Source organism: Micromonospora sp. CA-263727 (assembly GCF_050942455.1).
Taxonomy (GTDB): domain Bacteria; phylum Actinomycetota; class Actinomycetes; order Mycobacteriales; family Micromonosporaceae; genus Micromonospora.
This window is the reverse complement of sequence record NZ_CP192031.1, coordinates 2798687-2824543: the sequence shown is the minus strand read 5'-3', so window position 1 is coordinate 2824543 and position 25857 is coordinate 2798687. Positions and strand designations below refer to the sequence as shown.

Below are 25857 nucleotides of genomic sequence, written 5' to 3'. Positions count from 1 at the left end.
AAGAAGTGCGGGCGCCGTTATGCCACGTCTCCGAACCCAGGACGGTTTACCGGAGCACCCAGGGCATTCGACACGCCGAGAAGCGAGCGCCAGGTCTTGTTCCAGACCTGAGCGAACTGGCGCCACCGTCGGGCTGCGGGCTGGTGGCCAGGCGGGCGCCGCGCCGGCGGTGAAGGTATTCCCGCAGCCGCCGACGCAGGTCACCGACCGGTCCGGTGGTGCCGAGGCGGCGCAGGAAGTCCGGCACGCTCCAGGTGACGAGGGCACCCTGCCGGGACAGGTACAGGCCGACCCGGTCGATGCCGTACCGGTCGTCGTAGTCCAGCAGCAGGTAGCTCGCAAGTTGGTAGATCTCGTCGCGGCCCAGCCTGCGGGGTTGGATGGTCGCCTTGCAGTCCAGCAGTAGGCCGTCGAGGATGAAGTCGGCGTCCGCTCCGCCGATGTCCTGGCTGCCGAGGAACGTCGGACCGCAGATCCGGGCGGTGGCGGGCAGTTCGAGGAACGGTCCGAACGGCTCCTCGGCGATCGCCAACTGCCGGTTGATGTCCTCGATGGCGTAGTCGGGGACCGCCGTGAGGAGATTGTCGAGAGTGGTGGCCGGGGTGGCGCCGGTCAGCATGCTGTACCGCCGGATCTCACCGGTTCGGTAGATGTCCTCGTAGTAGGCGGCCACGAAACAGAGGCGGCCCAAGATCTCCCCGTCGAGGTCGTCGTCGCCGTGCAGGTACACGTCGACCATGGAGATCAGGTCGCGTCCGGCCCGGTGCAGGGCGTCCCGTACGGGTGGCGCGGGTGCGCCTCGGAGGGGCAGGCCGCTGCCGACGGCGTCGACGCCGATGTTGACCGGCGCGCCGAATGGACTACCCAGGCAGAGCCTGAGCCGGAAGTCGATGGCGTGGCCGAGCGCCGACCAGTCGGGGTATTTCACGTCGAGTGGCTGCACCGGGCGGGGCAGGTCGCAGATCCGCCGGAGGTAGTCCTGCACGACGGCCGCGCTGTGTGGCAGGTGCTGGGCCAAGAACTGCGACATCGGGGAGTTCGGGTACCTCAGCTGGCGGGTCAGGCTCAGCTCGATCATCGGTCGCCCGGCCACCGTGCCGTCGCCGGCCGCCTCGGTGGCGTTCTCGTAGTCGTCGATCCAGGTGATCCCCACCGGGTCGAGGTGGTGGCGGGCTCGGGTGACCGCCACGTAGATCAGGCGGGCCTCACTGGCCCGTAGCGGGCGCGGATTCCCGTCGTCGTCGACCGACGGTGCCGCGAAGCCGTCGCCGATCCGTAGCCGCGACCACTCCCGGCCCTTGGCCTTGTGCGCAGTGGACACGGTGACCTTCGCGGTGCGCTCGTCGGTCAGACGGTCGACCGCGTCCATGATCACGTCCGGCCCGTAGGCGTCGACCAGCGTCACGATCGCCTTGAGGGCCTGGCCGGCGGTGTCGTTCTCGGCGTACTCCTGCACGTCGGCCCAGGAGGTGAACAGGAACAGCTCCGGATGAGTGGTACGTCGACCGGACTTCAGAGCCTAGTACGGCAGCCGCCATTTGTGATCATGGTTGAGTCTCAAGGTTGAGGCGGCGGGCGTGGTGAGCTCGTCTGGCTCGTGCTTGGTGTCGGCGTCGCCAGTTTGACCAGTGCAAACGGTGGGCGATGCTGTGGGTCGGCCGGATCAGCAGGACGTTGATCAGGCGGCGGATCTCGTTGGTGGTCAACTCGATCATGTTGGGTGGGGCGGGACGGTCCGTTGTTCGGGCGTCGGCGGCGCAGATCGCGAGGACAGCGAGGGCGGCCATCGCCAGGGTGGTGAACCGGTGCCAGGACGTCCAGCGGCGGACCTGGTGCTGGTCGAGACCGGCCTGACCTTTTCCGGCCTGAAAGCCTTCTTCCACGATCCACCGGATTCCGGCTACCCGCACGAGCTGGGCGAGGGTAGCGGAGCCGGGTGTCCAGCAGCGGTAGAAGGCCATCTCGCCGGTGGTGTTGTTGCGGCGGACCAGCAGACTGTGCCGGCCGTCGTCGTCGGGGTCACCGTCGGCGCCGACGTCGGTCAGCCAGGCCCAGTCGTAGAACCGCGGCCCTTTCGATCCGTCGCCGGCGCTGCGCCGGGTCCATGCGGTGGCGGGCAGGTCCGCGGCCAGTCGGTCGGCGCGGCAGCGGGTCTTCCCGCCGTCGATCGGCACGAGGTGATCGCAGGAGACCGCCAGGACGTATCCCAGGCGGAGTTTGCGCAGTGCACTCCGCAGTCGGCTGTTGTTGCCGTAGGCCTCGTCCGCGGCGACCCACCGGGCCGGGACCAGGGCCTTCACCGCGGCGCTGATCATGTCGTCGGCCAGTTCGGATCGGGTGGCGAACACGACATCGTCGGGGACGCCCGCCCGTTCACACCGCTGGCGGTCGTCGGTCCAGGACTTCGGCAGGTAGACCCGCCGGTCGATCAGGGTGTGACCGTGCCTGCTCGCATAGGCCAGAAACACCCCGACCTGGGCATTCTCGATCCGCCCAGCGGTTCCGGTGTACTGGCGCTGGTGCGCCGCGAGGCGCTCTGTTGTATCCCCAGCTCAGCTGGGAGGAACTGGAGGGAGGTTCCTGGGTCTGATGGCTTACCCGTAGCTGAAAGGTGATCGGGGACAAGAGCATGCCAGGAAACCGGCGGTCATGGTCAGGCGTTGACGTGACGCGTCGTGGGACCCGCGCGATATGGCGAAGGCTGGATTGCTTGAAACCCAATCTCCAGACGATGAAAAGTACCATCCGCCGGAATTGACGCCTGGGACCGGTGCCGCGTCCTGCCTCGGCTTTGCAGCGTGGTCGGGGCATCCTCCGGACGCAGGGCGATGCCCAGCGAGGGCATTAAAGGAGATGAGTGGGTCGCCTACGTCGTGCTGACGTGCAACAGAGACGAACGCGGGATCGCCTACGGGGTGCGAGCCCTACGGCGACGGAGCGCTCGTAGTAGTCGCCGGGGTCACGTCCGGCCGAGGAGGACGGGAAAGCCGTCCGCAGGGCGAAGGAGCGCAGGTGATCGGACACCACAGGAATCGGGAGGTATGCGAAATGCAGAGCGCCGAAACGGTGCTGGGTGTCCTGCGTGAGCGCGGCAGGCGTGGCCTGCCGCTGGATGAGTTGTATCGACAGTTGTTCAACCCGCAGCTGTATCTGCTGGCCTACGGGCGCATCTACGCCAACCGCGGCGCGATGACACCGGGTGCCAGCGCGGAAACCGTGGACGGCATGTCGCTGGGGAAGATCGGTCGCATCATCGATGCGTTGCGCCATGAGCGCTACCGGTTCAGCCCGGTCAAGCGGACCTGGATCCCCAAGAAGAACGGGAAGCGACGGCCGCTGGGCTTGCCTACCTGGTCGGACAAGCTCGTCGGCGAGGTGATGCGTCTGCTGTTGGAGGCGTACTACGAGCCGAAGTTCTCCGCCCGGTCCCACGGGTTCCGTCCCGCTCGGGGCTGCCACACCGCGTTACGCGAGGTGGCGACGACCTGGACGGCGACGGCCTGGTTCATCGAGGGTGACATCTCCGACTGCTTCGGCACGCTGGACCACCAGGTCATGCTGTCGACGCTGGCGGAGCACATCCACGACAACCGGTTTCTGCGGTTACTGCGTAACATGCTCACAGCCGGATACCTGGAGGACTGGATCTGGAACGCCACGCTCAGCGGCGCGCCACAGGGCGGGGTGATCTCACCGATCCTGTCGAACATCTATCTGCATCGGTTGGACACGTTTGTTGAGAACATACTCATCCCCGAGTACACCCGAGGCGAACGCCGGGCCAAGAACCGCGCGTACTGCCGGGTGCAAGACGCGGCCGCACGGGCACGTGTTCGTGGTGACCGCACCACGGCAAGGAAGCTGCGCCAGCAGCTGCACCGCCTACCCAGCCGAGACCCGAACGATCCCGGCTACCGGCGGTTGCGCTACGTGCGTTACGCCGATGACACCCTGCTCGGGTTCGTCGGACCACGAGCCGAGGCCGAGGAGATCAAACAGCGCATCGCTCAGTTCCTTCGTGACGATCTCAAGCTGGAACTGTCCGAGAACAAGACGCTGATCACGCACGCCCGCACCAGCGCGGCGAGGTTCCTCGGCTACGAGATCACCGTCCAGCACGGCGACCACATGCACCATCGTGGGAACCGGACGGTCAACGGCACGATCGCGTTACGCGTGCCCAAAACGGTTATCACGGCCAAATGTGCCCGGTACCTACAACGCGGCAAACCCGCGCATCGGACCCGACTGGTCAACCACGATGACCACACCATCATCGCGACCTACGGGGCCGAGTACCGAGGCATCGTCCAGTACTACCTGCCCGCCGGCGACGTCTGGCGACTGAGCCGGCTTCGCTGGATCATGGAAACCTCCATGCTCAAGACCCTGGCACTCAAACACCGCTCGGCGGTGTCGACAATGGCCCGCAAGCACCGGACCACCATCGACACCCCGCACGGCAAACGGCGGTGTTTCGAAGCCCGGGTCGAGCGCGAGGGCAGGCCAGCACTGGTCGCCCGGTTCGGCGGCATACCACTCAAGCGGCAGAAGACAGCGGTCGTCCTCGACCGCCGCCCCGTCCCAATCGCCGCCCGCAAAGAGCTGATCAACCGGCTCCTCGCCGGGCGGTGCGAGGTCTGCGACGGCACGGTGGACATCCAAGTTCATCACGTCCGCAAACTCGCCGACCTCGATCGGGACAAGCAGTCACGCAAGAGCACCTGGACGAAGATCATGGTCAAACGGCGACGCAAAACGCTCATCGTCTGCGCCGACTGCCACACCCAGATCCACTCCGGCAACGCCGCAATCACGCAGTAGTCACTGGAGAGCCGGATGCCCGGAAACGGGCCTGTCCGGTTCGGGAGGAGGGCGCCGGAAAAGGACCTGCCCAGGCAGGCACCTCGCCAGCGCCCCACCTCACGACGCCGACGGTGTGCACGCCCTTCTTCAGATCCCCGGTCTCGTCGACCACCAAGACCCCATCAGGGTCACCGAGCCGGTCGATGACGACCTTCCGCACGTCGTCACGCACCGCGTCCGCGTCCCACTTCGCCCGGTAGAGCAACCTTTGCATCGCGTCCGGCCGGCCGTGTCCGGCCTGCTCCGCCAACTGCCAGCACGTCTTGATCCGCAGGTCGGCGAGCAGCCCGGTGACGAACCCGGCTGCAGCCCGGCGGGGCTCGACCCGGCAGAACCGGCCGGTGAAAGAGTCGATCACCAGGTCGATGGCTCGTCGCCACCGGGCAGGCTCTACGCTGTGGCTCTCGGCCACCGCACGGTCTGATGTTGTGTCCACAACGCACAGACGATCACGCGGTGGCCGTCCTCATTCCCGCGGGATCCGAGGTCACCTCACGAACGGCGGCTGCCGTACTAGGCCGTGTTTCGTGGGGCGCGTAGCCATTGGTTGATGGCGGCGATGGTGAGGGGTGGCTTCGTAGCGCACGGCGAGTTTGTCGTACCTGGTGGCCATGGCGCGGTGTTGTTTGAGCTGGTTGATGCCGCACTCCACGGCGTGACGCCGGCGGTAGAGCACGGGGTCGAAGGCGGGCGGACGTCCGCCTTTGGACCCTTTGGCCTTGCGGTGGGCGTCCTAACAGGTAGTTGTAGCGGGTGGTCTCCGGATAGTTCCCGACCGGTCCCAGTCGCGGAGGAACCCGGACCAGGTCCGGGACAGTCCGACGGTGAGCTCTGAAGATCGAGGAGTGGCATTCGGCACCTGCCCGAGTCAAGGAGTCCAACAGCGGCGTGCCAGACCAGGCATCCATGCCGATCAATGAAAAGAGGGCTCCCGCAAGTCTCTGCCTGCGGAAACCCTCTCGCTGTCGGGACGGCCGGATTCGAACCGACGACCCCTTGACCCCCAGTAGTCCGGTGGCCCAGCGGCATGCTCACGCACGTTTGTCCAGGTCACCTGAAGCATAAACCGGCCGAGTAAAGGAGTCGTCGCACCACTCCCCCGCCACCATCGACTCCCCGCCAGCCAGATGAGCAGCGCGGGGTGTTGTCGGCAGCTGGGCGGGCCGCGCCGCATGGCCCACGGCCTCGGGTTGAGCCGGGCTGCGCGCCGGGGGTCGTGGCCTGGTTCCAGAAGGCGGCCTTGCTCGATCACCTGGGCTCACATGGCCGCCTTCGCCCGAAACCGGGAGCGCTGGACCTCCCGTTTGGAGTCCACGCCGCGCAGGGCCAGTAGTGACAGGTGATGCTCGTTGCCGGGGTCGGGCAGGCTGCCAGCAGGCTCGCGGCTTGCGGCTTGCGGGCGCCGCGGCCACGGCATCTGGCGGGAATCCGGAGTCGAAGAAGTCGGCCCCGATCACATCCCAGCCCGCGATCGCCTGCTCGGCGACGTCGCGCTGCCACCGCGCCGACGACAGCCAATCCTGGAACTCCCGGGTTGTCAACGGCGGACTGGAACTGGCTCTGGCGCACATTTTGGATGCTGTTGGTGATCTTGACCCTGTGACCGGGTGGGGCGCGTCGCTGCCAGAGTTGAGGGACTCTTGGTGTTGGGGTAGCGGGATGTCGATGGGGCGTGGTTCGGTTTCGTTGGTGCCGGCGGAGACGGCTCGGGTGGCCTGGGCTGCCAATCCGAAGGGCACTCCGGCGATGGTGATGCGGGATCGGTTGGAGGACCTGTTCGTTGATGACGACTTCGTTGGCTGGTTCCCGGTCGATGGTCGTCGGGGGTTGTCGCCTGCTCGGTTGGCGTTGGTGTCGGTGTTGCAGTATGCGGAGAACCTGACTGATCGGCAGGCGGCGCGGGCGGTGGCGTGTCGTATCGACTGGAAGTACGCGTTGGGGATGGAGTTGACCGAGCCGGGGTTCGATCATTCGGTGCTCAGCGAGTTCCGGGACCGGCTGGCCGAGGGTGATCGGGCTGATCGGTTGCTCGCGGTGATGGTGGATCGGTTGGCAGAGGCGGGGTTGGTGCGGGCGCGGGGCCGGCAGCGTACGGATTCCACCCATGTCCTCGCGGCGGTGCGCCGGTTGAGTCGGGTGGAGTTGGTCGCCGAGACGGTGCGGGCGGCGTTGGAGGCCTTGGCGAAGGTGGACGAGGTGTGGCTTGCTGGTGTCATGCCGCCGGAGTGGGCGCAGCGGTATGGCCGGTCGGTGCGTCACGAACGGCAGCCGACAGGGGCGGTCGCCCTGCGCGAGTATGTGGAACAGGTCGGCGGTGACGGCATCGCCCTGCTGCGTGCCGTCTACGGTCCGAACGCCCCGGCGGCCGGCTCGGCGGTGGCTGCTGTCGAGGTGCTGCGTCAGGTTTGCATTCAGCAGTACTGGTACGACGAGTCAGGGCAGTTGCGGTGGCGGGAGGCGAAGGCGTCGCGGGCTCGTAAGAGCCGGGAGGGCACGACGCGGCGGCGTCGCGTCGTCACGGGGACCGATGACGAGGCGGAGCCGGCCCGCGGGCCGTTCTCGAGCGTGGAGATCGTGTCGCCACACGATCCGCAGGCCCGGTTCAGCCACAAGCCGGGCAAGGTCGAGTGGGTCGGGTACAAGGATCACCAGACGGAGACCTGCGACGAGGAACGACCGAACATCATCGTGCACGTCGTGACGACTCCGGCTCCGCAGCAGGACATCGGTGTCGTCGATGCGATCCACTCCGCGTTGGTCGGGCAGCGCATGGCGCCGGCGGAGCACTTTCTGGACAGTGGCTACGTCACTCCCGAGACGGTGCACCAGGCGTCGACGGCTTACGGGATAACGATCGTCGGGCCAGTCCGCCAGGATCCGCGTGCCGCCGACCGGCCCGGGTTCGCCAAGGAAGACTTCGACATCGACTGGCGGGCCGAGACCATGACCTGTCCGAAAGGCACGGTCAGTCCGCGATGGAAGCCGACCGTGGCAGACGGCAAACCTCGCCTGTCGGTGCTGTTTCGCCGGGCGGATTGCCGGGCCTGCACCGTCCGGCAGCAGTGCACCGGCAACGTCGATGGCAAGGGCCGGCACCTGCTCCTCCTACCCGAGCCCTTGCAGCGCATCCAGACGCAGGCCCGTGCGCAACAGCAAACCCCCGAGTGGAAACGGCGCTACGACCTGCGCGCCGGATGCGAGGCCACCGTCTCCGAGACTGTCCGCGCGCACGGCCTACGCCACTGCCGGTACCGGGGGCTCGCAAAGACCCACGTCCAACACGTCCTCACCGCCGACGGCACCAACATCATCCGACTCGCTCAACACCGACCCGACCAGCGTCAGCGCCCACGAAGCCGCCTGCAAGAACTCTTCCGCGCCAGTTGATGATCAAACTCCAAGATCACCAACAGCATCCAAAATGTGCGCCAGAGCCAGTCTCAGCGCGTCGTCGACACGGGTCGACATCCGCCCGTGGAAGGCGAACCGAGTCCCCGCAGAATCCGATGGTGGTGTAGGACGCCATGTCCGCAGGCGCCCCGCCGGTCCGACTGCCGCAACCACCTGCCGCGCGGATCAGGACCGTCCAACTCCGGTGAGTACCACATCAGACCTCCCGCGCAGAAGGTCCAGAACAGCTGCGCGGCTACCGACATTCGTGGTCAACGATGCGGTAGTCGGCGAGACTCGGCCTCCCCCGCACGACGACGGAGGCCGTATCGCTCAAGACGACCCCGGAGCCCATGAGGAAACTGGTCGATGACCTCAGCGCGCGGGGATGGCGTCAGGGCATCATCGATCGGAGGCGGCCAAGTCGGACCAGGCCGGACGGGCGCCTTTCCACCTGGCCGCCGCAGTGGGATGCACCACGATCACGTTGGCCTGGTCGCAGAGGTCCAGGCACTGGCTCGTGTATACTCGGTGCTGCCCAGCCGACGCCTCCCTCTGCCGCAGCAGCCGGCCGTCGTGATCCACGGAGAGCACCCCTCCAGTAGTCGACGGCGGCGTTCTTCCACCAGCAAGCCGCGGCTGAGTCCTCCCCCGCCAGGCCCTGCTGCTGGCCTGCCGGGACCCCCACGTCGACACTGCCGCTGCGGCGGGCCGAGCCCACCTATCGGCGGGTTACGCCACCGCGAAATTCGGCCAATCACTGGCCGCCGTCACGACCACGCGCAGGTCCGTCGCTGGCATGCCGCCATGCGACGTTTCTACAATACCTATGGGATAGATAGGCTATCTCGATCACCGGGGTTGACCGGATGGGCCGACGGCAGTCACCGCTGGGCCGACGGCGGGCCCATCTCGGACACCCGATGACCCCAGCGGCTGCGGGCTCCTCGACAGTGCCCGCAGCATGGGTGAGCAATCGGCGACGTTCACCCTCAGGCAACACCAGTCGATCCCGGTACGGGACCGCGCAGAAGACCGGCCGCATCGGCGTTGCCCGTCGACCGATCGTCGGTCACGACTCAGATAAGGGCCTCCGTTGACCAATCTCGAGATCCTCTGGTACATCCCCAATGAGATCCACCCCGGCCACCGTGGTGACGATGTCGTCGACAGCCACAACAGCCTGCGAACACTCACCGGCCATGCCCTCGCACTGGAGCAGCACGGTTGGGGTGGAGCACTACTCGGCACCGGCTGGGGACGGCCGGACACCTTCACCGTCGCCACCGCGCTCGCTGCCCAGACGACGACGTTCCGACCGCTGATCGCCGCCCGGCCCGGCTACTGGCGACCCGCCAACTTCGCCGCTGCCACCGCCACCCTGGATCACCTGACCGGTGGCCGCGTGTTGATCAACATCGTCTCCGGGCGGGACAACCTCGCCGCCTACGGTGACCACGAGGGCGACCAAACCCAACGCTACGCCCGGACCCGGGAGTTCATCCGGATCGTGAGAAGACTGTGGACTGAGGAGAACGTCACCTATTCGGGTGACCACTTCTCGGTGACCGGTTCCACCGTTGCGACACGACCGGTCGTGCGGCCCGGACGTACCCACCCGCGCGTACCCACCCGCGGCTTTACTTCGGCGGTGCATCCCCCGCCGCCGAGCTGGTTGCGGCAGCCGAGGCGGACGTCCAGCTCTTCTGGGGCGAGCCCCTCGACGACGTGCACGAGCGGATCGACCGGCTCAAGGAACTCAGCGAGCGCCTGGGGCGTGAGCACCCGCCGCTGGAGTTCGGCCTACGGGTCACCACGGTGGTGCGCGACACCACTGAGCAGGCGTGGGCAGCAGCCGAGGCAAGGGTCGCGGAGATGGCCAACGGCGCCATTTCCCGAGATCCGAACTGGCACGCCGCCGTCGGTCAGCGACGCCTGCTCGACCTGGCCACTCGCGGCGAGGTGCTCGACGACAATCTCTACACCGCGCCCGGCCGTTACGGTGGCAGCGGTGCCGGCACCACCTGGCTGGTGGGCTCAGCCGAGGACGTGGCGAAGTCCCTGCGCCGCTACCAGTCTCTGGGTATCACCCATTTCATCCTCTCCGACACCCCGTATCTGCCGGAGATCCGGCGGCAGGGCGACCAACTGCTCCCGTTGTTGCGCGGCTGAGCGTCGCGACCACAGGTCCAGACGCCGGCAGGCCAGGCGCGGCCCGGTCACGTGGCCGGCGACCAGCCGAGCGCCGGGCCGGGGTCTGTCAAGTTTTCGGTGTAACTGAGGTGAAATAGCTACTTACGCCCGGTACGGAGTCGGCCGTCGAAGGCGATCTCGAAGGCGTTCAGGGCCGCCTTCCAGCGGATGGCCCAGCGTTTGCGTCCGGTGCCGGTGGGGTCCAGGGACATCACCGCCAGGTACACGCACTTGAGCGCTGCCTGTTCGTTCGGGAAGTGGCCACGGGCGCGGACCGCCTTGCGGATGCGGGCATTGACGCTCTCGATCGCGTTGGTGGAACACACGATCGTGCGGATCTCGGCGTCGAAGGCCAGGAACGGCGCGAACTCCGCCCACGAGTTGGTCCACAGCCTGACGATCGCCGGGTACCGGTCGCCCCACACCTCGGCGAACTCCAGGAACCGCTGCTGCGCGGCCTGCTCGGTCGCCGCGGTGTAGACCGGCCGCAACGCCTTCGCGATCGCGTCCCAGTGCTGACGGGCCGCGTATCGGAACGACGCCCGCAGCAGGTGCACGACACACGTCTGGGTCACCGCCAGGGGCCAGGTCTGCCCGATCGCCTCGGGCAGGCCCTTCAACCCGTCACACACCACCATGCACACGTCCTCGACACCACGGTTACGCAGCTCGGTGAGTACCTGGAGCCAGAACTTGGCGCCCTCACCGCCGTCACCGGCCCACAGTCCGAGGACGTCGCGGTGGCCGTCGACGGTCACCGCGAGCGCGACGTAGATCGGCCGGTTCGCGACCTTGCCGTCCCTGATCTTGGCTCTGTCGCTGGTTGTGTGAAGGGATCAGTGTGCGAGGAGGACGCGTTTGCGCAGCAGATCGAGGCCAGCGCGGCCGAACATCTGCCGTTTGATCATCTTGAGGCGGTTGATGTTGCCTTCGACCGCGCCGGAGCTGTGCGGCAGGGTCAGGCCGTTGCGGACGGCGTCGAAGTCGCGGCGCAGGTTGCGGGCGAACCCGGCCAGCGGTGTGAGAGTGTCGACTTCAACCGCGGTGATCCACACCTCCAGGCGGTCGCCGTGGCGGCCGGTCATCATGACCGCGAAGTCTCGCACGTGCTTGACCAGCCGGTTGATGTCCCGATCTCGGCTGCGCAGCTCGTGAAGCTTGGTCGCGTCACGGGCGTCGAGATGGTCAGGGTGAGTCATGATCCACGAGGTGACTTGACGCACCGATGGCGGTTTCGGGCCGGGGTGCGGGGCGTGGCCGAGTCCTTTGCGGAAGCGGCGTAGGTAACGCTGGACGGCCAGTTCTCCGCCGGGATAGCCCTGCTGTTTGATCTCTCGGAACAGCTGCGTGGCGTTGCGTTCTCCTTCGTTCCAGCGCTGGTGCAGGTGGGCGACGTAGTCGTCGACCAAGTGCGCGCGTTGCTCGGTGACGGCGGTCAACTCGGTGAAGCTGGCGGCGTTCAGGTATTTGCGGACTGTGGCCTGGTGCAGGCCGAGCTTGCGGCCGATCGCGGACTTGTTCAGTCCTTGGGCAGCCAGTTGGTGAACGGCGGTGTGGTGTTCGCGCAGGCGGGTCACGATCTTCTTTTCGGGTAGCGGCTGCACCTCGGCGGGCATGGTGTCGTCCGCTGGCGGGGGTGCCGGAGCGACGAGTCGGGACCGATAGGCGTTGACGGTCTTCTCGACCGCTTGACCCAGGTTCTGCCAGAGATGGAACCGGTCCGCGACCTGAACCGCCTGTGGGGCTCCGGAGCGGGCGCCTTCGCCATATCCGCCGGCCCGGTCCCGGCAGAGTACTTCGATCTCGGGGTGCTGCCGCAGCCACTCGGCGAGGCCGTCACCGTCGCGGCCGTCGAACATGTCGACCGGGCGGTGGCTGTCCATGTCGATCAGCACAGTGCCGTAATGACGACCTCGGCGGAACGCGAAGTCGTCGACGCCGAGGACGGTGATCGGCGTCTTCGGCGGGTCCGGAAGCGCCTTCACCAGCCGCAACAACGTGTCGCGACCGGCAGCGACCCCGATCACCGACGACAACCGGGAACCGGCCCGCCCGGCCAACGCCAGACCTAGCTGCGTCAACACGCCCCGCAGCCCCGGCGTCAATCGCGCATGCGGACTGGTCAACCCCTCGATCTGCTCGACGAACGTCCGCGCCGGGCAGATGGTGTTGTCACACCGAAACCGCCGGACCCACACCTCCAGCAGCAACCCCGTCCCGGCGACCGCGACGTCCCGCAACCGGCGCTGATACCGGCCATGAACCCTGGCTGACCGCTGCTGACACCGACCACACCGCGCGGTCTCCGCCCGGACCCGCGCGGACAGCACCACGACGCCGTCACGCTGCTCAACCGTCTCGATGAACAGAAGCGAGAGATGCGGCAGTAACCGCTCCACAAACGAACACACCGGACATGATCAACGAAAGCACTGAGTTGGCGACGGATCATTCCACATCACAAGATCAGCGACAGAGCCCGGATCCTCACGTGCACCGCGTCGAGGAAGATCACCGGGTAGACCAGGTCCAGGGGCCGGTTCTGCCACTCGGCCATCCCGTCGAGGACCTTGTCGGTGATCGTGGAGATCGTCTGGCGGGACACGTCCGCCCCGTACACCTCGGCGAGGTGAGCGCTGATCTCACCGGTGGTCAGACCCTTCGCCGACAGCGACAGCACCAGGTCCTCCACACCGGACAGGCGGCGTTGGCGCTTACGCACGATCGTCGGCTCGAACGAACCCGCCCGGTCCCGGGGCACGTTGACCTGCACGGGTCCGACATCGGTCAGCACGGTCTTCGTCCGGGTGCCGTTGCGGGAGTTGCCGTCGCCGGCCGGGTCGTGCCGGTCGTAGCCGAGGTGGTCGGTGATCTCGCCTTCCAGGGCGGACTCCAGCACGATCTTCGTCAGCTGCTGCAGCAGTCCGCCCTCACCGGACAGTTGCAGGCCCTGCTCGCGGGCCTGGGTGACCAGTTGGTTGACCAGGGCCGGGTCCACACCCGCCGCCGAGGCCGGCTTCCGGGACCGCTTCGTCGTCTCGTTCTCAGGCACTGCGGAAGTATCCGCTGTGTCCGTGATGACCGTCATCAGAGGTGTCTCCTCGCTTGTCAGGAGTTACACCGTTGTTCTTACAGACCCTGATCGGCCGGGCCGGGTTGCCGTGCAACATCGGAGTGCGGACGGTCTCGTAGTCGCGCAGCATCTGCCAGTACTGCTGCTCCGGCCCGTACGGCCAGCCCTGGTGGTTCTGGGCCCAGAACTCGTCGGCGTAGAGGAACTCGATCGCCGGGATGGCGGCCTCGGCCGGTCGGGCCAGCTCGGATGCGGGGATCGCGCGCAGCGCCGGATGGCTGTCGGGCAGGGCGTGTGCCTCCGCGATGGGCGGCCGGTTCACCCGCACGTGAACGGCCGAGACCGCCCAGGACAGGTAGAACACCAGCGCGTCGGAGAGCTCCCGGAACCGGTCGTAGGTGAACTCGATCGTGTCGTTGACCCGGATGCTGGTGTCGGACCGCCGGCCGCTGACCGTGAAGAACGCGACCGCCCGGTCGTAGACCTCGACCACCCGCCGGCGCATCTCCTGCTGGTCGTGCGCGGCCGCCTCGCCGCCGTACGTCTCACCGGTGCGCGTGACGATGTACGGGCACGTGGTCACGTTGAGGTCGACGGCGGCTCCGGTGGCGTGCCGGCCGTCGCCGGGTCGGGTGCCGATGATCGGCTCGACCAGGCCGGCCCAGGGGTGGAAGTCCGCTTCGTCCGGCGATGCCTTCCACGTGCGCCACAGGTCGTCCTCCACCTCGGTGAGGACCTGGGCCATGGTCGCGTTGACGCCGCCGGTGATCGGCTGGCCGAGGAAGGTGTCCATGGTCTCTCTCCCGTCAGTGCAGAAGGTGGACGAGGCTCCGGCCGCCGGGCACCGCGACCTGGCAGCGACACGGCCGGCCCCGGCCCTGACCCGGCAGTTCCTGGTGCTTCTCTTCGATCCCGCTCATGGCCCCAGGATCCGACCTGAAGTCGGATCAGCCATCCGGGTTAGCCCTGAAGCCGGCGGTCGACTTCGGGACCGAGCAGGGTGTCGGTGGGTGTGGACCGCCGGTCGGCCCCTCGGCGGCCCCGCCGCGTGCCGGCTCTTCCGAGCGGACTGTCAGGTGTGGACGGCCCGGCGCCGATGTGCGACCGTTCCGCGCAGGCAGACCGAGGAGGGTGGATGGCAGAGGACGACAGGCCGCGGGTGCGGTACGAGAAACGCGATCACGTCGCATGGGTGACGCTCGATCGTCCCGAGGTACTGAACGCCATGGACACGCACATGCACGCCGAGCTGGCCGGGATCTGGGACGACGCGGAGGCCGACGACGGTGTCCGGGTGATCGTGCTGACCGGTGCCGGCGACCGTGCGTTCTCGGTCGGGCAGGATCTGCGTGAGCGGGCCCGGCTGAACGAGCAGGGGGCGCCGCCGACCACGTTCGGCAGTCGCGGGCACCCGGGCTGGCCACGGCTCACCGAGCGGTTCTCGCTGCTCAAGCCGGTTGTCGCGCGGGTGGACGGCTATGCGCTGGGCGGCGGCTTCGAGCTGGCGCTCGCCTGCGATCTGGTCGTCGCGTCCGACCGGTCGGTCTTCGCGCTGCCCGAGGCCCGGCTGGGGCTGGTGCCCGGCGCGGGTGGAGCGTTCCGGCTGGCTCGTCAGGCGCCGCTGAAGGTGGCGATGGGCTACCTGCTGACCGGCCGCCGCATGCCCGCGTCGGTCGCCCTGGAACTGGGGCTGGTCAACGACGTGGTGCCGGCCGCGCAACTGGACGAGTGCGTGGCGGGCTGGGTGGACGATCTGCTACGCAGCGCCCCGCTGGCGGTTCGGGCGATCAAGGAGGCGGTGCTGCGGTCCGTCGACATGCCGCTGCCGGAGGCGTTCTCCACCCGATTCGAGAGCGAGCAGCGGCGGATGGTCAGCCGGGACGCGGTGGAGGGGCCCCGCGCGTTCGCGGAGCGGCGTGAGCCGCGCTGGGAGGGCCGCTGACCCTTGATCTACGGGGTGGTGCATGGATAAGGGGTGCTAGGGGTCCCGCTACAGACGCGTCGCCGATAGCCTCCGGATGCGATGTTCGAATCGGGTTCGGAGCGGGGTGCGGTAACGCGATGAATGTACTGCTGTGGACCTGTCAGTTGGTTCTGGCGATTGTGTTCATCATGGCGGGCGTGGCAAAGTTCGTCGTCCCGATCCCGAAGCTGCGTGCCGAGGACGAATACACCCGCCTCTTTCCGGACTGGGGCATTCGCGCGCTCGGAGTGCCGGAGGTGGCGGGCGCCCTTGCCATGATCCTGCCACCGTTGACCGGTGTGGCCACCGTACTGACCCCGGTCGCCGGCGTCGGCCTCGCCGTCATGATGTTCCTCGGCCTCTTCGCCAATATTGCGGTCCGGGCCGCCCGGTGGCCCTATTACGTGTTGCCTCCGGCGCTTTGCCTGATGGCTTCCTTTGTCGCCTGGGGGCGCTTCGGCGATTACCAGTTCTGACCCCTTGTGGCTGCTCTCGATAGGGGCTCGTAAGGGCTGTGCGCCAGGTAGCCCGCTGGTACCGTCGTCGGCGTGCCGGACATTTGTCGGCACTCTTTTTCGGCCAATGAAAGGAAACCATGAGAGCAATTCGAACGGGGGCTGCCGCGGCGGTGGTGACGGCGGCTGTCCTGCTGTCCGCACCGGCCGCGGCGACGGCCGCGCCGGCCCAGGTCGCCGGCACGGTCGACGTGACCTACTCGTGCGGCGCTCCGGGAGTGCCGAGCACCGACCAGGTCATCGGCGTGACGTTGTCGGCGCCGACGCTCGCGCGCAAGGGCAGCACCATCCAGATCGGCGTCCGGCTGGACACCCGGTCGCCGAGCCCGTCGGAGCAGCCCGCGAACGGCACCAGTGTGGCCGTGAGCCTGTCGTACAGCGGCGCGGCGAGCGGCTCGGTCGCCTCGACGCCGCTGACCAACCCGGACCCGGTGCACATCGGCGAGACCGTGACCTTCACCGGGGGCGTGGCCCAGGTGGGTGCGACCGCCTACGGGGCCTACCTCTTCCGTCCCGGCGACGTGGCCATCACGACCGGGGACCACACGGTCACCTGTCTCGTGCAGAGCAACCCGCCGGTCGCCGACGTGACGCTCGTCTACTGAGCCGTTTCGACCGAGCGCCGGCGTCGTCGTTCCGGATCCCGCTGAGCCGGGTCCGGAACGGCGGCGCCGGACGTTGTTTCCCGGCCGTGCTCTCGGCCGGTTTCACCGGAGGCGCAACCGAGGGACATCGAGGAGAAGCATGACTGCACTGACACGCGTACGGCGCCGTACCGCGCTGCTGGTCGCCGTGTTGTGCGCGGCCACCGCGGCGCTCACCGGCCCGGCCGGCGCCGTGCGGGCCGCCCCGCCGGGTGCCGTACCGGCCGGGCCCGCCGGAGTGGCGCTCCGGCCCGGGACGGCGGACTGGCCGTCCTGGCAGCGGGACCTGGAGGGCTCGCGGTTCAACGGTGCCGAGCACACGCTCACGCCGGCGACCGTGGGCCGCCTGCGCCTCAAATGGGCCTTCGCCTTCCCGAAGGTGCCGGTGCTCACCTCCGGCAGCCAGCCCGCCGTGGTCGGCGGGACGATGTACTTCGGCGGGCCCGACGGTTACTTCTACGCCGTGGACGCCCGGACCGGTGCGACCAGGTGGACCTTCGCGCTGAACACCGTCGAGCCGGGCGTCGGGCAGGCGGTGGTCCGCAACGGACCGTTGGTCGCCGCGGGCAAGGTCTACTTCGGCGACTACCGGGGCTACCTCTACGCGCTCGCGCTGGGGACCGGCGAGCTGGTCTGGAGTACCCGTCTGGACAGTCACCCGGCCGCCATGGTCACCAGTTCGCCGCAGTACCACGGCGGACGGCTCTACGTCGGGGTGTCCAGTGGGGACAACGTCGGCGGGGTCGACCACGCCTGCTGCACCTTCCGTGGCCACCTCGACTCGATCGACGCGGAGACCGGCCAGCTACGCTGGCGGTACTACACGGTGCCGGAACCGCAGGCGGTCGGCACCTGGCCCAGCGGAGCGACCCGCTACGAGCCTTCCGGCGCCGGGGTCTGGAGTTCGCCGGTGATCGACCGGGAGACCGGCACCGTCTTCGTCGGGACCGGGCAGAACTACACGGGTACGACCGGCGACAGCGACACCGTGCTGGCCCTCGACGCGCGTACCGGTGCCGTGCGGTGGAAGCGGCAGATGACCCATCCGGACTCGTGGCGGGTACTCTGCGCGAACCCGAACGTGCCGCCGGGTTACTGCCCCGGTCTGCAAGACGGCACGGCGCTCGACTTCGACTTCGGCGCGCTGCCCAACCTGATGACGGTCAATGGCCGGCGGCTGGTGGGGATCGGGCAGAAGAGCGGGGTCTACCACACCTTCGACGCACGGACCGGCGAGATCGTGTGGCAGCGGCAGTTGTCGGAGCCGATGCCGAACAGCGGGCTCTCCGGAATCATGTGGGGCGCCAGCTACGACGGCCGCCGTCTCTATGTCGCTACCTACCAGGCGGATCCGGGCACGCTCTTCGCGCTGAACCCGGCGGACGGTGCGATCCTGTGGTCGACGCCCAACCCGGCGGACGGATGCTCGTGGGGAGGCGCGGCAGCGTACCCGGAGACCTGTGACCTGGCGCATGGTCCGGCGGTCACCTCCACGCCGGGCCTGGTCTGGGAGGGTAGCTCGGACGGAAAGATGCGCGCCTACTCCGCGGCGACCGGCCGGGTGCTGTGGCAGCACGACACGATCCAGGACTACGCGGGCGTGAACGGGCTGGCGGGGCGCGGTAGTGCGGTGTCGGCCGGCGGCGGGGCCGTGGTGAGCCGGGGCATGCTCTACGTCCATTCGGGATACCGGCCGTTCTATCCGAGCGACAAGGGCTTCGTGCTCCTGGCGTACGGCCTTTAGCAGAGTGGTTGTGATGGGGGGAGCGGGTTTCCCGTTCCCCCCATCCGTGTACACCTGCACGGAGACGGTCCCAGGCGGTCAGAGCGGGATGTTCGTGTGGTGTCCCCGGCCACCCGGCGCGGAGGCCAGCGCGACCGCCACCCGCTGCCGGGTCTCGGCGGGATCGATCACCTCGTCGACCACGCCGAGCGCCCGCGCCCGGTCGACTCCGCCCGCCACGCGCACCTGCTCGGCGATCAGCCGTGCCCGCAGTTCCTCGCGCTCGGCGTCCGGAGCGGCGGCCAACTGCCGGCGGTGCAGTACGCCGACGGCGGCCTCCGCCCCCATGACCGCGATCTCCGCCTCCCGCCACGCGATCACCCTGGTCGCGCCGAGCGACTTGGAGTTCATCGCGATGTACGCGCCGCCGTACGCCTTGCGGGTCACCAGCGTCACCCGGGGCACCACGGCTTCAGCGAAGGCGTGCAGCAGCTTCGCGCCGCGCCGCACCACGCCGTCCCATTCCTGGCCGACTCCGGGCAGGTAGCCGGGTACGTCGACCACCACGACCAACGGCACACCGGAAGCGTCACACATGCGTACGAACCGAGCCGCCTTCTCCGCGCTGAGCGAGTCCAGGCAGCCGCCCTTGCGCAGCGGGTTGTTGGCGATGACCCCCACGGCGCGACCGGCGAGCCGCCCGAACCCGACGACGATGTTCGGTGCCCAGCGCGGCTGAAGCTCGGTGAACGGCTCCTCCTCGTCGTGGTCGAGCAGGTGGCGGATCAGGGGGCGCACGTCGTAGGCGCGCCGAGGCGACTCCGGCAGCAGCGCCCGGAAGTCGCGGGGCGCGCGGGTCTGCGCGATGTCGAAGGCGCCCGGGTGCACGAGGTAGTTCACCAGCCGCCGGGCGCGGCGCAGCGCGTCCGCCTCGGACGAGGCCGGCACGTGCACGACGCCGGACCGGCGGCCGTGCGCCTCCGGACCGCCGAGCCTGGCCATGTCGATCACCTCTCCGGTGACCGACCGCACCACCTCCGGTCCGGTGACGAAGACGCGGCCGGCCTCGGCCATCACCACGATGTCGGTCAGTGCCGGTCCGTAGGCGGCGGCGCCCGCGGCCGGCCCGAGGACCACGGAGAGCTGCGGGATGCGGCCGGACGCGCGGGTCATCGCCGCGAACATCCGACCGACACCGTCCATCGACTCGACGCCGTCGGCCAGCCGCGCGCCGCCGGAGTGCCACAGCCCGACGGCCGGGCACCGCAGCCGTACCGCCGTGTCGATCGCCTGGATGATGTGCTCGCTGCCGGCGGCGCCGAGCGCACCGCCCATCGAACGGGCGTCGGTGCAGTAGGCGACGACGGTCGACCCGTCGATGCGTCCCCGCACAGCGAGCACACCACTGTCGTCCGGGGCGTGCAGTGGCTCCCCCGTGCCCGGGTCGAGCAGGGCGGCGACGCGCAGCGCCGGATCGCGCGGATCGGTGGTCGCGGGGCCGGCCGGCGCCGGCTGCGCGGGGATGATCGTCGAGGTCACTGAGGTCTCCCTGTCGGTCCGGTCGATCTGCTCCGCTGTCCGTCGGGCCGGAGCCGCGAGCGGAACGCGGCGGCGATCCGTTCGGCTCCCGCCGCGACGCTGAGCCCACCCGCCCGCACGTCCCGTTCCGCGGCCGCCACGATGCCGGCGAGCCCGGGGTCGGCGGTCGTCTCCGCCCAGAGGGAGTCGCGCGCTACGGCACGCAACTGGGCCGCCCGCTGCGCGCCGCGCCGCGCGGGCAGATCCGCGCCGGCATGGTGCTCCTCGATGCGCTTCCACAGCTCGGCCAGGCCGGTGCCGAGACGGGCGCTGCACGGCACGACCGGCGGCGGTCGCCGCCCGTGTACCGAACCGGCCAGGCGGCGGGCCGCCGAAATCTCCCGGGCGGTAGCCCGGGCCGCGTCCGCGCCCGCACCGTCGGCCTTGGTGACCGCGACGATGTCGGCGCGTTCCAGTACGCCCATCTTGATCGCCTGTAGGTCGTCGCCGGCCCCGGCCATGGCCAGCACCACGAAGGTGTCGACGAGGTCGGCCAGCGCGGTCTCGGACTGACCGACGCCGACGGTTTCCACGATCACCACGTCGTAGCCGGCCGCCGCGACCACGGTCATCACCTCCGCGGTGACCTCCGTGACGCCGCCGAGCGCTCCCCCGCTCGGCGACGGGCGCACGTAGGCGCGCGGGTCGGCGGAGAGCCGCGCCATCCGGGTACGGTCGCCGAGGATGCTGCCGCCGCTCACGGTGGAGGACGGGTCCACCGCCAGCACCGCGACCCGGTGGCTCCCGGAGGTCAGCCGCAGGCCCAGCGCGTCGATCAGCGTCGACTTGCCGACGCCCGGCGGGCCGGTCATCCCGATCCGATGCGCCGACCCGGCATAGGGGTCCAGCAGCACCACCAGTCGCCGTGCCGTCTCCCGGTCCGCCGGGCGGCTCGACTCCACCAGCGTCACCGCCCGGGACACGGCCGTGCGGTGGCCGGCGCGAATCGCCGCCGCCCACTCGGCCACGTCTGCCGGGACCCGCCCCACGGTCAACCCTCCCCCGTGGTGGCGCCGATGCGCTCCCGCAGCCGGGCGACGAGGCGGATCGCGGCGTCCGCGAGCACCGTACCCGGGCCGAAGATCTCCGCTGCCCCGGCCGCGCGTAACGCGTCGTGGTCGTCGGGCGGCACCACGCCGCCGACCACGATCGTCGTGTCGCCGGCGCCGAGCGCGGTCAGCTCGCGGCGCAGCTCGGGAACCAGCGTCAGGTGCCCGGCGGCGAGTGAGCTGACGCCGACCACGTGCACGTCCGCGTCGACGGCCTGCCGGGCCACCTCGGCGGGCGTCTGGAACAGCGGGCCGACGTCCACGTCGAACCCGAGGTCGGCGAAGGCGGTGGCAACCACCTTCTGGCCCCGGTCGTGGCCGTCCTGCCCGATCTTCGCCACCAGGATCCGCGGCCTGCGCCCCTCGGCCCGGGCGAACTCGTCGGTCGCCTGCCGGGCCCGCGCCGTCGCGCCGTCCTCGCCCGTCTCCGTCCGGTAGACGCCGGTGACGGCCCGGATCGGCGCGGCATGCCGGCCGTAGACCTCCTCCAGCGCCGCCGACATCTCGCCCACGGTCGCGCCGGCCCGGGCCGCGTCGACCGCGCACGCCAGCAGGTTCCCGTCCAGGCCCGGCCTGCGGGCCCCGGTGGCCGTCTCGCGGGCGGCACCGGTGAGCACGGCGAGCGCGGCGCGGCAGGCGGCGTCGTCCCGGGCAGCACGCAGCTCCCGGAGTCGCTCGACCTGCCGGGCGCGCACCGCGGAGTTGTCCACCCGGCGTACCTCCAGGCGGGTCTCGGTCTCCGGCCGGAGCCGGTTGACACCCACGATCGGCTGCCGCCCGGAGTCGATGCGCGCCTGGGTCCGCGCGGCGGCCTCCTCGATCCGCAGCTTGGGTATCCCGGCATCGATCGCCCGGGCCATGCCACCGGCCGCGGCGACCTCGTCGAGATGGCGGCTGGCCCGCCGGGTCAGTTCGTGGGTGAGCCGTTCGACATAGGCGCTGCCGCCCCACGGGTCGATCACCCGGGTGGTACCGGACTCGTGCTGGAGCATCAACTGCGTGTTGCGGGCGATCCGGGCGGAGAACTCCGTCGGCAGCGCCAGCGCCTCGTCCAACGCGTTGGTGTGCAGCGACTGGGTGTGCCCCTGGGTGGCCGCCATCGCCTCCACGCAGGTGCGTACCACGTTGTTGGGCACGTCCTGCGCGGTCAGCGACCAGCCGGAGGTCTGGCAGTGCGCGCGCAGGCTGAGTGAGCGGGGGTCACGGGCGCCGAAGCCCTCGACCAGCCGCGCCCAGAGCGACCGGGCGGCGCGGAGCTTGGCGACCTCCATGAAGAAGTGCATGCCCACCCCCCAGAAGAACGACAGCCGGGGCGCGAACGCGTCGACGTCGAGCCCGGCGCCCACGCCGGCGCGCAGGTACTCCACGCCGTCGGCGAGCGTGTACGCCAGTTCCAGGTCCGCCGTCGCCCCCGCCTCCTGCATGTGGTAGCCGGAGATCGAGATCGAGTTGAACCGGGGCATCCGGGCCGCGGTGTAGGCGAAGACGTCCGCGACGATCCGCATCGACGGGCCCGGCGGATAGATGTAGGTGTTGCGGACCATGAACTCCTTGAGGATGTCGTTCTGGATGGTCCCGGCGAGCTGGTGCGGCGCGACGCCCTGCTCCTCGCCCGCGACGATGTAGAGCGCCAGGATCGGCAGGACGGCGCCGTTCATCGTCATCGAGACGCTGGTCCGGTCCAGCGGGATGCCGTCGAAGAGCAGCCGCATGTCCAGGATGGAGTCGATGGCCACGCCGGCCATGCCGACGTCTCCGGCGACCCGGGGATGGTCGGAGTCGTAGCCCCGGTGGGTGGGCAGGTCGAAGGCGACCGAAAGGCCCTTCTGGCCGGCGGCAAGGTTGCGGCGGTAGAAACTGTTCGACTCCTCGGCGGTGGAGAACCCCGCATACTGCCGGATCGTCCACGGCTGTGTGGCGTACATCGTCGGATAGGGACCACGCAGGTAGGGCGGCAGGCCGGGCATGGTGCCCAGGTCCAGGCCGTCGAGGTCGTCCGCCGTGTGCAGGGTGTGGACGTCGATCTCCTCCGGGGTCGTCCAGACGGCCGGGGCGGGACCGGGCACGGCAGGCACGTCGTCGCCGAGCGGCATGCGGGAAAAGTCCGGGATCATCGGAGTACTCCCAGGTCGTCGAGGGTTTCCGTGAGCACCTCGACGGCGTCGCAGCCGGTGTGCAGGTAGCGGTCGACACCCGTGTAGCCTGCCGGCGGGCCGGCCAGCCACACCCGTACCGCGCCGGCGGCCCGGAGCGCGGCGGCGACCGGCTCGGCCTGCCGGGCGTAGTCGGCGTCACCGCCGCACAGGCAGACGACCGGCGGGCCGGGATCACTGGGATCACCGGGATCACCGGGTGCGATCTCGGCCGTGGCGATGCCGCCGGCGGCGAAGAGGTTCGCGGCGAAGGCGAGCCGACCGGCGCGGGCGGACGCCGGTCCCAGCGGCACCAGCGCCACCCGGGGCGGGGCGCCGGTCCGCCGCGCGTGCGCGTCCGCCCGGTCGCGCAGTTCCTCGAAGGCCAGCGCGTACGGACGGACCGGCAGACCACCGGCGGGACCGTGCGGCACGGGGCGGGCGGTGGACTGTTCGGCCAGATTCGCGAACTCGCTGACGCCGCTGATCGGATCACGGCGGTGCGCGATGTTCGCCGCCCGCCGCCGCCAGGTCTCGGCGATCCGGTCGCCGATCATGCCGCCGGCCAGCGCCGCAGCCATCCCGCCGGCGCGCTCGATCTCGGTGAACACCTCCCACGCCCGGTGTGCCAGTGCGTCCGTGTGCGCCTCGACATGCCAGGAACCGCCGGCCGGATCGGCGACCCGAGCCAGGTGCGCCTCGTCGCGCAGCAGGGCGTGGGTGTTGCGGGCGAGCCGCTGGGCCACCGGGTCCACGCCGCCGAGCCTCGCGTCGTACGGCTGGATCGTCAGCGCGTCGGCGCCGCCGACGACCGCGGCGAAACCGGCGACGGTGGTCCGCAGCGCGTTGGTCCACGAATCCCGGACGGTCATCATCACCCCGGACGTCACCGCCGCCTGCCGCTGCACGGTGACCGGGCCGCCGCACGCCTGTGCCACCCGGGCCCACAGCCGACGGGCCGCGCGGAGCTTCGCGATGGTGCCGAACACGTCGGCGGTGGCCGCGTAGCGGAACTCCAACTGGCCCAGCGCAGCCGCGATCCCGAGCCCGGTGCCGGCGCCACCGGCGATGGTGGTGCCGGTGGCGGTAGCGGTGCCGGTGCCGGTGCCGGTGCCGGTGAGCATTCGTAGGTAGGCGACGCCGGTGGCGAGGGAGGCGGCGAGTTCCTCGGCGTCCGACGCACCGGCGTCGTGGTAGACGGTGGCGTCGACGGTCCCGGCCCGCAGCCGCGGGTACGCCCCGGCGACCCGCGCCGCGAGCGCGGTCAGCACCGCCTCGCCAGCGGACTGCCCGGTACGGGCGAGCATGCCGAGCGGGTCGACGCCGAGGTTGCCGGTCAGCGCCTCCGCCGGTACGCCCCGGTCACGGGCCAGCCGCAGCAGGGCGTCGGCCGCCTCCTCGGTCCCCTCCCCCGCGTCGAGCACCACCTCGGTACGGTCCAACGGCACCCCGGCCAGCGCCTCCGGCAGCGCGGCCGCGATCGCCGGTAGCCAGACCGAGTCGGCGCCGCCCGCGATGCCGGCCGTGACGGCGTCCCGCAGCGCCACCGGATCGGTCTCCGGATACCGCTGCCGGACCCGCCAGCTCCCGCCGTCGGCCCGGCCGGCCCGGGTCACCGGCACCGCGCCGGGCCGCCCCGTCCGCCGGCGGTCCGCCGTGCCGGTGTGCAGGGCGGGCAACGTGATCCCGTCGTAGGTGGTGAAGGCGAGCAGCGCGTCGACGTCGTCGGTCGTCGCGTCCGCGTCCGCCCGGCCGCTCTTACGCAGCACGCCGAGCGCCAGCCGGCGCCACACGTCGACCGGCGAATCGGCCGGCGGGTCCGCCGCCGAGCCGGCCGGTAGGTCCGCCGCCGAACCAGCCGGTGAGTCCACCGCCGAACCAGCCGGTGGGTCCGCCGCCGAACCGGCCGGCGAGTTCGCCACGATGCTCATCACGACCTCCCCGGGCCGGGCGACGGCAGCGCCCCCGCGATCGCGGCCGCGACCTCGGCCGGCCGGTCACCGAGGTAGAAGTGCCCGCCGGAGAAGACCCGCCGGCTGAACGCGGCCCGGGTGCAGGCGGCCCAGCCGTCCGTCTCCGCCGGTGTCACCCGCGGGTCCGCGTCCCCGGCGAACGCAATGATCGGGCAGGTCAACGGCCCGGCCCGGTGGTCGTAGGTCTCCACCGCCGTGTAGTCGGCGCGCAACGCGGGCAGGATCATCTGGACGATCTCCTCGTCGTCGAGCAGCCCGGGGCTGGTGCCGTGCAGCGCCATGACCTCGGCCAGCACCTCGGCATCCGGACGGCGGTGGAGGTCCTCGGCCGGTCCGGTGGTCCCCGGCGGCCGCCGCCCGGAGACGACCAGCACTGCCGGAACGTGCCCGCGCGCCTCCAGCCGCCGGGCGACCTCGAAGCCGACCAGCGCCCCCATGCTGTGCCCGAACACGGCCAGCGGGCGGTCGAGGTACGGCCCGACCGCGTCGGTGATGTGCGCCGCCAACTGCTGGATGCTGGTCATCGCGGGCTCGTGCCGCCGGTCCTGCCGACCCGGGTACTGCACCGCCAGCGGTTCCACCGGCGCGCCGGGCAGCGCCGACAGCGCGGCGGAGATCGGGAAGTAGAAGCTCGACGCGCCGCCGGCGTGCGGCAGGCAGAGCAGCCGTACGGCGGCGCCCGGCACCGGATGGAACCGGCGGAGCCAGGCGTCGCTCACCGTACCGGCTTCGATCGTGGTCATCGGATCCCCTCGGAT

Annotated in this window: 16 protein-coding genes and 5 pseudogenes; 8 read left to right on the top strand and 13 right to left on the bottom strand. The window is 70.0% G+C overall.

What is annotated here, in order from left to right; translation table 11 throughout:
* Positions 1 to 46 precede the first annotated feature (46 nt).
* Together ACQPYA_RS12515 and ACQPYA_RS12510 are read right to left on the bottom strand one after the other, a co-directional pair.
* Positions 47 to 1456 carry a hypothetical protein gene (locus ACQPYA_RS12515; protein WP_433532747.1) on the bottom strand — a complete coding sequence of 470 codons (1410 nt, stop codon included), beginning with the start codon at positions 1454 to 1456 and terminating at the stop codon, positions 47 to 49.
* An 88-nt stretch (positions 1457 to 1544) separates the two neighbouring features.
* On the bottom strand, positions 1545 to 2489 hold the full coding sequence (locus ACQPYA_RS12510; protein WP_433533466.1) for an IS701 family transposase: 945 nt from the start codon (positions 2487 to 2489) through the stop codon (positions 1545 to 1547).
* Positions 2490 to 3048: 559 nt separating this feature from the next.
* On the opposite strand from ACQPYA_RS12510, the gene ACQPYA_RS12505 reads away from it, so the two are divergent.
* On the top strand, positions 3049 to 4824 hold the full coding sequence (locus ACQPYA_RS12505; protein ID WP_433532508.1) for a reverse transcriptase domain-containing protein: 1776 nt from the start codon (positions 3049 to 3051) through the stop codon (positions 4822 to 4824).
* Between the two features lie 85 nt (positions 4825 to 4909).
* On the opposite strand, the pseudogene ACQPYA_RS12500 reads toward ACQPYA_RS12505, so the two are convergent.
* A pseudogene (locus ACQPYA_RS12500) lies at positions 4910 to 5221 on the bottom strand (transposase); the annotation flags it as partial.
* Between the two features lie 158 nt (positions 5222 to 5379).
* A pseudogene (locus ACQPYA_RS12495) lies at positions 5380 to 5590 on the bottom strand (IS5 family transposase); the annotation flags it as partial.
* Between the two features lie 986 nt (positions 5591 to 6576).
* Between ACQPYA_RS12495 and ACQPYA_RS12490 the strand changes: the two are divergent.
* From ACQPYA_RS12490 to ACQPYA_RS12480, 3 genes and pseudogenes are all read left to right on the top strand, one after another.
* On the top strand, positions 6577 to 8253 hold the full coding sequence (locus ACQPYA_RS12490) for an IS1182 family transposase (RefSeq protein WP_433532746.1): 1677 nt from the start codon (positions 6577 to 6579) through the stop codon (positions 8251 to 8253).
* Between the two features lie 1099 nt (positions 8254 to 9352).
* Positions 9353 to 9817 (top strand): annotated as a pseudogene (locus tag ACQPYA_RS12485) (LLM class flavin-dependent oxidoreductase); the annotation flags it as partial.
* Between the two features lie 110 nt (positions 9818 to 9927).
* The gene (locus tag ACQPYA_RS12480) at positions 9928 to 10428 is read left to right on the top strand and encodes an LLM class flavin-dependent oxidoreductase (RefSeq protein WP_433533485.1); all 501 of its coding nucleotides are present in this window, start codon (positions 9928 to 9930) and stop codon (positions 10426 to 10428) included.
* 119 nt (positions 10429 to 10547) lie between these two features.
* On the opposite strand, the pseudogene ACQPYA_RS12475 reads toward ACQPYA_RS12480, so the two are convergent.
* From ACQPYA_RS12475 to ACQPYA_RS12460, 4 genes and pseudogenes are all read right to left on the bottom strand, one after another.
* A pseudogene (locus tag ACQPYA_RS12475) lies at positions 10548 to 11258 on the bottom strand (IS256 family transposase); the annotation flags it as partial.
* A 27-nt stretch (positions 11259 to 11285) separates the two neighbouring features.
* Entirely contained in the window at positions 11286 to 12779 is a 1494-nt protein-coding gene (locus ACQPYA_RS12470; RefSeq protein ID WP_433533483.1) for an ISL3 family transposase, read from the bottom strand.
* A 149-nt stretch (positions 12780 to 12928) separates the two neighbouring features.
* Positions 12929 to 13537, bottom strand: a pseudogene (locus ACQPYA_RS12465) (transposase); the annotation flags it as partial.
* On the bottom strand, positions 13494 to 14315 hold the full coding sequence (locus tag ACQPYA_RS12460) for a hypothetical protein (RefSeq protein ID WP_433532745.1): 822 nt from the start codon (positions 14313 to 14315) through the stop codon (positions 13494 to 13496). The gene ACQPYA_RS12460 and the pseudogene ACQPYA_RS12465, both read right to left, overlap by 44 nt.
* 342 nt (positions 14316 to 14657) lie before the next feature.
* Between ACQPYA_RS12460 and dpgD the strand changes: the two genes are divergently transcribed.
* The 4 genes from dpgD (at position 14658) to ACQPYA_RS12440 (ending at position 18388) form a co-directional block, all read left to right on the top strand.
* The gene (gene dpgD, locus ACQPYA_RS12455) at positions 14658 to 15464 is read left to right on the top strand and encodes an enoyl-CoA-hydratase DpgD (protein WP_433532744.1); all 807 of its coding nucleotides are present in this window, start codon (positions 14658 to 14660) and stop codon (positions 15462 to 15464) included.
* Positions 15465 to 15583: 119 nt separating this feature from the next.
* Positions 15584 to 15961 carry a DoxX family protein gene (locus ACQPYA_RS12450; protein ID WP_278168864.1) on the top strand — a complete coding sequence of 126 codons (378 nt, stop codon included), beginning with the start codon at positions 15584 to 15586 and terminating at the stop codon, positions 15959 to 15961.
* A 119-nt stretch (positions 15962 to 16080) separates the two neighbouring features.
* On the top strand, positions 16081 to 16605 hold the full coding sequence (locus ACQPYA_RS12445) for a hypothetical protein (protein ID WP_433532743.1): 525 nt from the start codon (positions 16081 to 16083) through the stop codon (positions 16603 to 16605).
* A 139-nt stretch (positions 16606 to 16744) separates the two neighbouring features.
* Positions 16745 to 18388, top strand: a complete 1644-nt coding sequence (locus ACQPYA_RS12440) for a PQQ-binding-like beta-propeller repeat protein (RefSeq protein WP_278168862.1) — start codon at positions 16745 to 16747, stop codon at positions 18386 to 18388.
* Positions 18389 to 18466: 78 nt separating this feature from the next.
* Here the strand turns inward: ACQPYA_RS12440 and ACQPYA_RS12435 are convergent, their stop codons facing one another.
* Genes ACQPYA_RS12435 through ACQPYA_RS12415 form a run of 5 tightly spaced genes read right to left on the bottom strand, consistent with a single transcriptional unit; the run spans position 18467 to position 25842 of the window.
* Entirely contained in the window at positions 18467 to 19891 is a 1425-nt protein-coding gene (locus ACQPYA_RS12435; protein WP_433533484.1) for an acyl-CoA carboxylase subunit beta, read from the bottom strand.
* Positions 19892 to 19902: 11 nt separating this feature from the next.
* On the bottom strand, positions 19903 to 20934 hold the full coding sequence (meaB, locus tag ACQPYA_RS12430; protein WP_278168861.1) for a methylmalonyl Co-A mutase-associated GTPase MeaB: 1032 nt from the start codon (positions 20932 to 20934) through the stop codon (positions 19903 to 19905).
* Positions 20935 to 20936: 2 nt separating this feature from the next.
* A complete protein-coding gene (scpA, locus tag ACQPYA_RS12425) occupies positions 20937 to 23108 on the bottom strand; it encodes a methylmalonyl-CoA mutase (protein WP_278168860.1) in 2172 nt (723 codons plus the stop codon).
* The gene (locus ACQPYA_RS12420; protein WP_433532742.1) at positions 23105 to 25057 is read right to left on the bottom strand and encodes a methylmalonyl-CoA mutase family protein; all 1953 of its coding nucleotides are present in this window, start codon (positions 25055 to 25057) and stop codon (positions 23105 to 23107) included. The genes scpA and ACQPYA_RS12420 overlap by 4 nt, the downstream gene beginning before the upstream one ends.
* On the bottom strand, positions 25057 to 25842 hold the full coding sequence (locus ACQPYA_RS12415; RefSeq protein ID WP_278168858.1) for a thioesterase II family protein: 786 nt from the start codon (positions 25840 to 25842) through the stop codon (positions 25057 to 25059). The genes ACQPYA_RS12420 and ACQPYA_RS12415 overlap by 1 nt, the downstream gene beginning before the upstream one ends.
* Positions 25843 to 25857 lie beyond the last annotated feature (15 nt).

Bases quoted from the DNA above. Each gene is read 5' to 3' on its own strand.
- ACQPYA_RS12505 (WP_433532508.1), top strand. From the start codon at position 3,049: ATGCAGAGCGCCGAAACGGTGCTGGGTGTCCTGCGTGAGCGCGGCAGG.
- ACQPYA_RS12460 (WP_433532745.1), bottom strand. From the start codon at position 14,315: ATGGACACCTTCCTCGGCCAGCCGATCACCGGCGGCGTCAACGCGACC.
- dpgD (WP_433532744.1), top strand. From the start codon at position 14,658: ATGGCAGAGGACGACAGGCCGCGGGTGCGGTACGAGAAACGCGATCAC.
- ACQPYA_RS12450 (WP_278168864.1), top strand. From the start codon at position 15,584: ATGAATGTACTGCTGTGGACCTGTCAGTTGGTTCTGGCGATTGTGTTC.
- ACQPYA_RS12445 (WP_433532743.1), top strand. From the start codon at position 16,081: ATGAGAGCAATTCGAACGGGGGCTGCCGCGGCGGTGGTGACGGCGGCT.
- ACQPYA_RS12440 (WP_278168862.1), top strand. From the start codon at position 16,745: ATGACTGCACTGACACGCGTACGGCGCCGTACCGCGCTGCTGGTCGCC.
- scpA (WP_278168860.1), bottom strand. From the start codon at position 23,108: ATGATCCCGGACTTTTCCCGCATGCCGCTCGGCGACGACGTGCCTGCC.
- ACQPYA_RS12420 (WP_433532742.1), bottom strand. From the start codon at position 25,057: ATGAGCATCGTGGCGAACTCGCCGGCCGGTTCGGCGGCGGACCCACCG.
- ACQPYA_RS12415 (WP_278168858.1), bottom strand. From the start codon at position 25,842: ATGACCACGATCGAAGCCGGTACGGTGAGCGACGCCTGGCTCCGCCGG.